This is a genomic window from Flavobacterium sp. PL11 (genome assembly GCF_035985025.1).
Taxonomy (GTDB): domain Bacteria; phylum Bacteroidota; class Bacteroidia; order Flavobacteriales; family Flavobacteriaceae; genus Flavobacterium.
Window position 1 is genome coordinate 16,580 of sequence record NZ_JAXCIA010000038.1, and the last position, 11,382, is coordinate 27,961.

At 30.3% G+C, this 11,382-nt stretch carries 5 protein-coding genes; all 5 read left to right on the forward strand.

Going from position 1 to position 11,382, the window contains the following annotated elements; genetic code table 11:
* Window position 1 precedes the first annotated feature (1 nt).
* Window positions 2–1,786, forward strand: a complete 1,785-nt coding sequence (locus RCH18_RS14630) for a hypothetical protein (RefSeq protein ID WP_326937513.1) — start codon at window positions 2–4, stop codon at window positions 1,784–1,786.
* A 201-nt stretch (window positions 1,787–1,987) separates the two neighbouring features.
* Window positions 1,988–4,945, forward strand: coding sequence for a hypothetical protein (locus RCH18_RS14635; RefSeq protein ID WP_326937514.1), 2,958 nt, complete (start codon window positions 1,988–1,990; stop codon window positions 4,943–4,945).
* Window positions 4,935–6,494 carry a S1 RNA-binding domain-containing protein gene (locus tag RCH18_RS14640; protein ID WP_326937515.1) on the forward strand — a complete coding sequence of 520 codons (1,560 nt, stop codon included), beginning with the start codon at window positions 4,935–4,937 and terminating at the stop codon, window positions 6,492–6,494. The genes RCH18_RS14635 and RCH18_RS14640 overlap by 11 nt, the downstream gene beginning before the upstream one ends.
* Window positions 6,487–8,982 carry a BREX-1 system phosphatase PglZ type A gene (pglZ, locus tag RCH18_RS14645; protein ID WP_326937516.1) on the forward strand — a complete coding sequence of 832 codons (2,496 nt, stop codon included), beginning with the start codon at window positions 6,487–6,489 and terminating at the stop codon, window positions 8,980–8,982. The genes RCH18_RS14640 and pglZ overlap by 8 nt, the downstream gene beginning before the upstream one ends.
* Before the next feature lie 3 nt (window positions 8,983–8,985).
* Window positions 8,986–11,004, forward strand: coding sequence for a BREX system Lon protease-like protein BrxL (brxL, locus tag RCH18_RS14650; protein ID WP_326937517.1), 2,019 nt, complete (start codon window positions 8,986–8,988; stop codon window positions 11,002–11,004).
* The last annotated feature ends 378 nt before the right edge of the window (window positions 11,005–11,382 follow it).

The following is an 11,382-nucleotide window of genomic DNA, read 5'->3' on the forward strand; positions in this document are numbered from 1 at the left end:
AATGAAAACGAAAGAAATTTATATATCACTGAAGGAAGCAGAAAATTTAATTTTCAGCCGATGTCTTATCTTGTCAAAAAATCGACTAGATGTCAAAAGAGCACAAGGGTTACTTAGTGTTAACATTACGATCGAAGAAGATAAATTATTAGATTTTGAGTCTAATAACATTGTTCTTTTTTCAGCTGTGCAATCATTTGAAATTCCTGATAAAGAACTAAACCTCTTTATAAATCATTACAGAGTTCCTATGGGATTACTTAAATTAAATTCCCGAAAAATAAGAGATACTAGTGACAGTAAGGAAGTATTTAATGAAAGAAATACGGATTATAATCCACAGAAATATTTACGACTTAGAAATGGGTTAACAGGTATTTGCAACCTCGGTTACTCTAAAATAGCAAATTTAGAACTTGTTAACACAGGAGAAAAAATTCTAAATGAATTTACATCGCTTTCAGACTTTCGAAAAAAAATGCTATTGCAATTGACCAATGAGACAAAATTTCCTCTTTTAACGGTCAAGGTTGATAAATTTGTAACGGATACTTTTTTTAGAATAACTTGGTGGGGCAAATTTAGCATTGATAATTATGTTAACCAACTTGGTAATAGTAATGCCGAAGAAGTTGAATTAATTAAGAAGTGGTTTAGAGGATTTTTACAATTTGATGATTTAAAACACACCAATCAACTATTAAGTCAAATCCCTGAAGCTCTAAATGATGAGATAGATTTTATATTAGGATACTATTTTGCTGCAGTATATTCTGAGTCTTTTCAAGCTGAATCTGATTTTTTAGATAAACTGAATACTGAAATTAAATTTATTCGTCAAGATAATTTAAATTATTGGATTTCATTTTTTAAATCACTTTTCGATGAAAAGATGGGGTACTTATATTTTGTAAAATCTATTGATAAAGAGTTATTCAAAATAGAAAAACTAGCATTAGAATTAACTTCAAGTGATTTTGAAAATTCACAAAAAGTTGATTTTAAATTTATTAAGGTTGATGACCAAGAATTACTATCTGCTTTTTTATCTTTAAGGGAAGGTGGTGATAATCATAATCCGTTAGTAATCAAAAATGAGGACGCTAATACTATTTTTAATAACAATTTAAGTCCAACAAATATAAAGAAGATTGGTTTTGAGTATAATTCGCAATATGATGTAGAAGATAATCTTTTAAATGTATGTTGGTTTTCAAAATTAAGATTTCATTTAAATCTAAATTCGGCGGTTAAATCGTCAGAATTAATGTTCTATATCAAAGATGATTCAGCAGCTAAAGAAAGGTTAAGTGAATTGAAAATTAAAGTAAAACCTTTTTCAAAGTTAGTAGATAAAAACAAAAAAATACTAGTTGGTTTCATAGAGATGAATAGTTATCCAAGTTTATTGAAAATTTACACATCATTTTTTAAAATTGAAAATAAAAATAAGATGGAAAAGGCGGTTTTTATTTTAAATGTGGATTTATTGCCTGATGAAATCCAGTCTCTGAAATTTAATGATTTTAGAAAAGATAAAGTAAAGGCATTAAGAACGATGCTTAATGTTGATATTGATTTAATTGTCAAAAATAAAAATAACGGCAGTGATATTGAAATAAAGAGAAATCTTAAAAATAGTTTGAAGAATTATAAAATGGCTCAAATTGAGGTTATTGGTGAGAACTTTGACAATAGTAAAGCAATTTGGTTATTAGAATCAAATACAGAATATTTTATACAGAATAAAAATGAAAACTATTATTCATTTTTAAATGTAGAATAAGCTGATTGGCGCATAGTAAGAAAACAATATAAAAATTGCTAAACAATGCGGGATTTTTACTCTAGTAAATCTTTTTTAGTATTAAAATGCAAAACGTTATCAAGATTGAATAGCTATTTGTAAAAATAACAGCAGAATCTTAAAATTTGCTATTTCTATTACTAATTTATTAAAAGGTAATTGTGTAAATGAAGAATATATATGGGACTAGAAATTAGACATAATAGAGCAGAGAATTTTCACGAGAACACTCAATTTAGAAGAATAGCTCTTAATCTTAAACAGTTATTTATTAGTAAAGGTTGGGACGGATTGTTATTAGGAAATCCTGAATCTGAAATCTTTAGTCGATTTAGAGCTGATGCTATTTTGCTTTACAATCATGGTTTGTTAATTATAGATTTAAAAGACTATCAAGGAAAAATCAATTTACCTGTCAGAGACGATGAATTTACAATCAATAAATGGTATTTAGAAACAGAAAATGACAAATTTAGATTAGAAATAAAGGGTGCTAGTTTCATTAATCCTTTTATTCAATTAAAGTCATACAGGCAAGTTATGTATGAGGTTATTAGCAATAATATTATTTTAAATTCGAACGTTGATCCCTCGAGAGTTGCTGCTGTTAATATATTCTCTGGTCCTATACAGTTAAGTAGGGAAACCCCCAGAAACGTGCCGTTTTACGTAATTACACAGGAATCAGATCTTGCAAATTTTCTATATGATTACAATAGTCCAAATACGTATTCAGATGAATCTAGTACTGCTTTAAAGCAAATTTTTTCTGCACCCATATGGGAAGAACATATTGAAAATAATAATGAAGAAATTCATGAGAACAAAATTCATGAAATTGATGATGATTTAGAAACTGAATTTAATCTGTTTTTAGGAAGTGATGAATCTGAGATATTAGTGCTAGACTCAATGAATTATTCACAAAGAGATGAATGGGTAAGGTACATTTATTCTCGAGTTGGTAATTATAATATTCCCCAAACTGAAACCTGGACACATTCTTCTAGGATTAGAGAAAAGATTAAAAAAAGAAGTAGGATTGCAACGCACAGTTTGTACAATACAATTTATGGTGGAAAGACTCAAGTAGAGGACACTAAAGAAATTGGTGTTGAGGAAGATATTAATAGTGAAAATGAAGAAGAGGATCACCAAGTTGTTATTCCTTTAAAATCTGACCTAGAAATCGATAAAAGAGCAGTGATAATACTTCATGAAGCGCATCTTGTTACAAGAAGTTTAAACGAATCTGAACTGTTTCGTTTTGGCTCAGGTAGATTATTAGAAGATTTACTAAATTTTATGTCTTTAGGTAAAACGAAACGCAAATTAGTGTGTATTGGCGATCCATTTTTTTTATCCTACGGAAAAGAAAAAGAGTCAGCATTAGGTGTACAAACACTTAGCTCTCTTTTTGATGGGAAAATTAGGCATTATAGACAAGTTCCTAATGAACTTAATTTAGAAGGTAAGGATTTATTGAGAACTAAATTAGCTCTTTCTATCAATAATAATATTTTTAATGACTTACAGTATAAATGGGAAGAAAAGAACTTAGTCAACGTTGATAAATCTAAAGTATTAAATTTATTAAGAGAATGGTTTACTACAATTTTAGATTCTGAACCTTCAAATGCTTTATTGGTTTATAAAAATGATGATGCCAAAACAACCAATTTGTGGATCAAAGAAAACTGCCTTAATAATTCAAAAGAGCTATCAAAGGGTGATTTACTACTAATAAACAATAATGTAACAATTGCTGATGATACGGGATTTGGAGAGGTAACAAGATTATTCAATGGAATGTATGTAACTATAATAGAAATATTAGATTTACATCAAGAACCAATATATTTTAAAAAAGCGAATCAAAATATTATACTGGAATTTGTAAAGCTTAAAGTTAAATGCTTAAGCTTAGAAAATAAGCCAGAAACAGAAGTTTGGTTGTATAATAATTATTTTACAAGTAATGGTAATTTATCAAAAGAAGAGCAAATTGCTTTTCTAATGTTTACAAATGTTAGAATAACGAAATTTAAAAAAGAAAATGATTTTAGCGAGTCAATTGAATATACTCGATTTGTTCAGGATACTCAATATACTGTTTTAAAGAAAGAAATTAACGAGTATAAAATAAAATTTGAAAAAGGGGAACGAGTTAAAACCAAATTGGAAGAATTAGAACTTGAATTACGTAAATTAGAAAGAAAGTATAAAAGGAAATACCATCAAAGAATTGTTCTGCAAGTATCAAAGGAAGATCCGCTTTTGAATTCGATTAAAGCAAATTATGGGTGGTGTATTACTGTTCATAAGTCTGTAGGCTCACTATTTGAAAAAGTAGTAATTAATGCAAAACAAGGCGATAATAACGGAATAACAAATGAAAGCTATTACAGATGGCTTTATTCAGGAGTTTCAAGTTCTATATCCAACGCGTATATTATAAATCCCCAGGAAATAAGCCAACTGAAAGATTGTCAATTTGAAGATTTGGTTGATGATATTTGGATTGAAGTAGAAGCTGTTAAAAATAATAGTTTTGAACTGGATAAATATGAGATACCATTTATTTTTGAAGGTAAAATTAACTCATCTTTACTTCTAAATACAAAGGCAGCTATTTGTATTTTTTCGGAATTCATTGAAAAACATGGTTTTATTCTTGAACAAACAACTCGTTCTGGAGATTATTTGAGTAAAGCGACGTTTTCAACCCCTGAAAATAATTATAATCTTGTAATGGTATTCAACAATAATGGAAAAGGCACTATTACGTCAATTCGTCCTGAAAAAGTTAAAAGTGATTTTTTAGATAGTATTGAAAGGGCTTCGTCACATGTATGGTTAAATTCAATAAATAAAAAAGAGGAAATAAGTTTTCCAGTTGATTTCAGGAAAAAAAGATATGAAAAATGGATTAGTGATAGCCATGCGATTGGTGCTATAATGAATTTGATCGAAAGCCATTCTTATCAAGATATCTTTATTTATAGTATTAATTTAAGTAAAATAAAATTTAGAGTAAATTATGACTTGAAAGGTTTTTTTACCAAAATAACTGTTCTAAGTAAAACAGGAAATGAAGTAAGTAATAATTTGAAAAATCTACTTTTTTATGGAGACTAAAAGAGAATTGCAAATTAGGGCAAAGGAACTTATTGATACTGATCCTAAAGAAACCATATCTATTTGTAAAAGATTATGGAATGAATTTGAAGGTGATAATATATTTAATTTGTATGATGCATTACTGGTGGTAAAAGCAGCTAAAAATAATATTGAAATCGATTTTGATTTTGTTCATCAAGTTGCAAAAAAGTACGCTGATAAAGAAGAAGTTATTAATAATTTTAAATGGTTTGTATTTAGAAAATACCTCAAGGGTAAGAAAGGGATTGAACTACTACCAAATGAAGTAAATATCAATAGGATGTTGTCTTTAACGTCTCAATCAAATTTGAGAGAAGATAATGCTTTCCCATGTCCGTATACCATAGCAGTAATTGAACTTTCAAAGGGTCATTCTAAAAATTTATTTAACGCTAGGAGGATTTATGATTATTTGAAAAAATTGAACAGTAGCTTTTTATCCAAAAAAAACAAAGATTATATTAAAGATGGCGAACAAATAAAAGTTGCTTCCGACCTTGAAAGTTATTATGCTTTAAATTCTAAATCATTATTAAAACTTGAGATGTATGAAGAGTGTAAATTATTGTGTGAAATAGCACTTAATGATTTAGATGAATTTCATTATAATAATGATTTGTGGTTTAAGATGAGAATTGCTTCATGTTATGAAAAATTGGGTGAATTTGAAAAAAGTGAGGAATTATTTAAAGAATTAGTTTCTACTAAAGCTGGTAATGATAAGTGGTTTTTGTATTATGCTATATCAGATTTGTATTATCAACAAAATAATCTTGAAAAAGCACTAAAGTATTCTATAAACGCGACTTTTTATTGCACTGACCTAGATAAAATGAATGGTTTACTTTTATTGCAAACAAGAATTTTAGTTAAATCAAAGAGAATTGAAGAGGCTAAGACTATTGCTGAATTGGTTGCAGCAATTTTAAACAAATATGAACTTAATCACAAACAAGATTATCAAAACTTATTTGCTTATTTCAACATAGATGTGCAAAATTGTAAGGAATTAAACTCTATTTATAAGTCAGCTCAAAGTATATGGATACAAGAAAGATATAGTGGTTTGTATGAAATAAATGGAAAAATAATTTTTATACATCAAAGCGGTAAAATGGGCAAAATTAAAACATTAGATAATAGAGTATTTGATTTCCATAAAAGAGATTTTAACAAAAAACAAAGATCCATAATTGAATTGAAAGATTCGAAAGTTTCTTTTATAGAGATGAAATCGTATAATGGTAAATATACAGCAGAAAACATAAAAATTTTAGAAAAAGTAGATGTAGTTAAGAAAACCCTTTTGGTAGGAAGCGTACATAAGGGTAGGATTAAAAATATAGTTAATTATGGCATTTTCGTAAAATTAATTGACGGGACCGTTGGTCTAGTTCATACATCTAGGATGCCTTCTCAAATTATAGACACATTTAATACTTTATATAGTATTGGAGAAGTTCTAAATGTTAGAGTTGAAAAAGTTTTAAATAATAAAATTGATTTAAAAATTCTAAATGAATAAAATAGCAGAAGCATTACTAAAGCGATTCGAAAACTATCGTATCATTTTTTGGTATGACGAGAAAGAGGAACTAGTAACCGAATATAAAGAATTAAACCTTGCTGGTGTGGAGAAGATCCATGTTCAAGGCAATGAATTTGAGGTGAAATATATTGTATCAAAACAAGCGCCTAATGGTAAATTTTTACTGTATTTTACTGGTTTAAAACCAGCAGATGAAGATAACTGGTTATTGGATATTGAAATAGCACATCACTTATTCCGCACGGATCAAGAAGCTATGTTTCTGCAGGAAATGGGGTTGTCCTATCATTTTAAGGATTTAGTTACCGAGCATATTGAGTTTTTTAAAGCGAAAGAACGCAGGTTGAAACTGAAAGAGTTTTTAGGTACTGGGGATGAGCATCAGGAAATACGATACAAGATGTTAGCAGTAACTTTTGGTACTGAAAACATTAGTTTAGAGACATACATCCATTCACATGGTACTTCCTTCTCAGATGGTAATGATAAATTCGATAAAGATTTAGAACGTTATAATCTATCAGGCTATTATTGGAATGAAATTAAAAGAAAATATAATTATCAAAATGAAAGTCCTTCGATTTATGATTTTCTGCTGGAAGTATTCAATGCCAACTTCATTTTTGGTAAAAAAACTGGGTTAGCCAAAGAATCAAAATTACTCTTGTCCCTTTGGAAAGATACTATTCAGTATCGAGAAAGTTTTGCGAAGCTTTCTGAGAGAATCGCAAATGATGTTGATGTTGAAAACAAGCTAAACAATGCATCAATTGAGGAAATAATTAATGATGATCTATTCAAGTTAATTGACATAAAAGTTATTCATGAGTTGGTTCAGTTGGTTACAGCTGGAGGAATTTCTAATGAAAAAGTGCTACAGTTTGTCAAGCAAAGAGAGAACAAATATTGGTACGATGATGTGCAGCCTTTTTATCAAAGTATTAACTATGCTTCTCAATTAATAGTTTTAGTTCGTAATTATGCAGCTATAAAACACACTAGCTTCGAGGAAGGAACGAATGATTATGCAGCTAATTTATACGAAGTAGACCAAGTGTACAGAAAATTCATTTGGAGTTATCGTAAGACTAGTCAAAATAAAATACTAGCTGATTTAGCTATAAAAGTTGAAAAGGTGTATTCAAACGACTGGTTGCTTATTTACAACAACAATTGGCAAACTATAGTTGATTCACTTCCTTCATGGACAAATAATAGTTTAACAAGCCAAAAGCACTTTTTTAATACACATGTTAAACCTGTTTTAGATAAAAAACAAAGATTATTTGTTATCATATCGGACGCGTTCCGTTATGAATGTGGGGCAGAATTAGCTAAAAGATTGCAATCTGAAAATAGATTTGAAGCTTCTTTATCACACATGGTTGCAAGTTTGCCTTCCTATACTCAACTAGGGATGGCTTCACTTTTGCCACATAAAGAGCTTAGTTTTCAAGATAATTCAGATATCATTTTTGTTGATGGTATTTCAAGTAGTGGTACCGCAAATAGAACAAAAATATTAGAAACTAATTCTGGAGTAAGAGCAAAAGCCATTAAAGCAGAGGAGTTCATGAAGATGAATTCGGCAAAAGAGGGTAGGGATTTTGTTAAACAATATGATTTGATTTACATCTACCATAATAGAATCGATAAAACAGGGGATGACAAAACAACAGAAGAAAAGGTGTTTGAAGCTGTTGAGGAAGAGTTTCAATTCTTGATCGAAATGATGAAGAAGATTAATAATATGAATGGTTATAATATGATTGTTACTTCTGATCATGGATTTATTTACCAGCATAATGATTTAGCCGAAAGTGATTTTAGTACCTCAAATCATACTGGAGATGTCTGGAAAGAGAACAGAAGATTCATTATCGGAAATAACTTGTCAAATGATTCGTCCACCAAAGCGTTCAAAGGATTTGAATTAGGCATTAATTCTGATGTTGATGTTTTGATAACTAAATCAATAAACAGGCTAAGAGTTAAAGGCGCAGGATCTCGATTTATACATGGTGGTGCATCACTTCAAGAAATAGTAGTTCCATTGATTAAAATTACTAAAACAAGACAAGACACTACCAGCCAGGTGGATGTAGATATTATAAAGTCGACCGATAGAATCACTACCAATATTCTAGCAGTATCATTCATCCAAACTAATGCTATGACTGAGCAAGTGCTACCAAGAATATTACGTGCAGTAATACGAGCGGAAGATGGGGAAGATTTGAGCGATCAATTCAAGTATAATTTTGATATTGAAGAAGGAAGCGAAAGGCAAAGGGAAGTGAAACATAGATTTCAATTAAGCTCTAAAGCTAGTGGTAAATACAAGAACCAAAGAGTACAATTGGTATTGGAAGAGCCTGTAGACGGAACGAGTAAGTGGAAACAATACAAAGAATATTATTACACCTTGAATATCTCATTTACAAATGATTTTGATGATTTTTAAAATATGAAAGCACTAGATATTAAACTAAACGAGCATTTTGCGGGTAAAGTAGTTCGCAAAGACTTAACCAAGTTGGTGAAAGGCAATGCTATTGTACCTATTTATGTTTTGGAATATTTGTTAGGTCAATATTGCGCTACTGATGATGAAGAAACTATTATTGAGGGAGTAGAAACCGTTAAAAAAATAATTTCTCAACATTTTGTAAATCGGGATGAAGCGCAAATTATCAAATCGACAGTTAGAGAAAAAGGTTCACATAGAATCATTGATAAAATATCTGTAAAACTTAATGACCGAGAAGATCAGTATGAGGCTTACTTCGCTAATCTTGGTCTAAAAGGTGTGCCCATTGCAGACGCGGTAATTAGAGAATATCAAAAATTATTGTCGAGTGGTGTTTGGTGTATATTGACTCTAGGGTACGTTTCTACGGATGAAAGAGGTGCAACACCATGGGTAATCGAATCGATTAAACCAATTCAAATATCAGTTAGTAATGTTAATGAATTCAAAGACGGAAGAAAAGCATTTACCAAAGAAGAATGGATAGATGTTTTGCTTCAAACAATGGGATTAAATCCTGATGAATTTACATTCCGCTCTAAATTACTACAGCTAGCAAGGTTAGTTCCGTTCGTTGAAAACAATTATAATCTAATAGAACTCGGACCAAAAGGAACTGGAAAATCTCATGTATTCTCAGAATTGTCACCGCATGCAATGCTAATTTCAGGTGGAGAGGTATCAAAAGCGAAATTGTTTGTGAATAATAGTTCTGGTGAGATTGGATTAGTGGGATATTGGGATGTAGTTGCCTATGATGAGTTTGCTGGTAAAACTAAAAACACTGATCGTGGATTAGTGGACATCATGAAGAATTACATGGCTAATAAATCGTTCTCAAGAGGAACACAAGTTTATGGTGCATCGGCTTCCATGGTTTTTGTTGGTAATACTGATCACAGTGTTCCATACATGCTGAGACATAGTAATCTTTTTGATGCCTTACCAAAAGACTATTATGATACCGCGTTCTTAGATCGAATCCATGCTTATTTACCAGGATGGGAAGTTCAGAAGTTGAGAAACGATATGTTTACCGAAGATTACGGTTTTATCGTAGATTATTTGGCTGAAATCTTGAAAGAACTACGTAAAGAGGATAGAACCAATGAATACTCAAAGTATTTCGAGTTATCTAATTCAATTACTACAAGAGACAAAACCGCTATTGTCAAAACTTTTGCAGGTTTGGCAAAGGTGATCTATCCGCACGGCGAAATGGGTGAAGATGATGTGAAAGAATTACTAGATTTTGCAATAGAATGTAGAAAGCGAGTCAAACAACAGCTACAGAAAATGGATGAAACTTTTGAGGAAGTTGATTTCAGTTATACCAATAAAAGTTCTGGACAGGTAACTACAGTAGAAACCCTTGAAGTGCTGGAACACGGGACACAAAAAAACATTCTTGTAACAGACGAATCTATAATTCCAATTTCGAATACAGATGCTACAACCGTAAAACAAGAAAAAAAACTAGAATTACTCGGTGGTCAAAAAATGATCAGGGATAATCAATCTGGGATTTCCTATGATAATTTATTTGGTGCATACTTAACTGGTGCCACAGATATTAAACTTATAGACCCATACATAAGATTACCTTATCAATTGAGAAACTTCATGGAGTTTGTTAAACTGATAGGCGAGAAGAAAGACCCTGAGGTTGAAGTCAAATTGCATCTTGTTACGAGTAATAATGAAGATTATATTGAAGGGGCTAAAGATGCATTTGAGCAAATGACCTACTCTTTTGAATCAATAGGAATTATTTTCACTTACGAATTTAATGATTTCATCCATGACCGTTCCATTGATTTAAATAATGGATGGAAGGTTGTCTTAGGTCGAGGACTAGACATTTGGCAGAAAACAGGCGGTTGGTATGATATGAATGAATATATTCAGGAAAAGAGGCTATGTAAGGCTTGCGAGTTGACTTTTATAAAAAACTAGTAGATTTATTATGATGAAAAATGTTAAAATCATCAATGAAGCTTTTTCTAATTGTTTTTCAAATTTTGATTTAGTTGGTTTGAATAACTTATTAGGAGATGATAAAAAATTTAGTAAAATCTCTACGAATGAATTTCTAATTCATGTACGAGAACTTTTTGAGAGCTATAAAAAGGAAAAAATTTATAATCTTTCATCCAAATCAATTACTTGTAATAATTGTGAAAAAGGATGTAATGGATTTATTTTCATAGATGAAAAATATAAGAATTTTTATTCTTTAATCAATAGCGTCCTAAACGATTAAAAAGGGAAGGAGTTTTTATCCCTCAAAAAATTACCTTTGAGGTTCTCCATAAAACGCACCTTCCCTATGTC

Bases quoted from the DNA above. Each gene is read 5' to 3' on its own strand.
- RCH18_RS14630 (WP_326937513.1), top strand. From the start codon at position 2: ATGAAAACGAAAGAAATTTATATATCACTGAAGGAAGCAGAAAATTTA.
- RCH18_RS14635 (WP_326937514.1), top strand. From the start codon at position 1,988: ATGGGACTAGAAATTAGACATAATAGAGCAGAGAATTTTCACGAGAAC.
- RCH18_RS14640 (WP_326937515.1), top strand. From the start codon at position 4,935: ATGGAGACTAAAAGAGAATTGCAAATTAGGGCAAAGGAACTTATTGAT.
- pglZ (WP_326937516.1), top strand. From the start codon at position 6,487: ATGAATAAAATAGCAGAAGCATTACTAAAGCGATTCGAAAACTATCGT.
- brxL (WP_326937517.1), top strand. From the start codon at position 8,986: ATGAAAGCACTAGATATTAAACTAAACGAGCATTTTGCGGGTAAAGTA.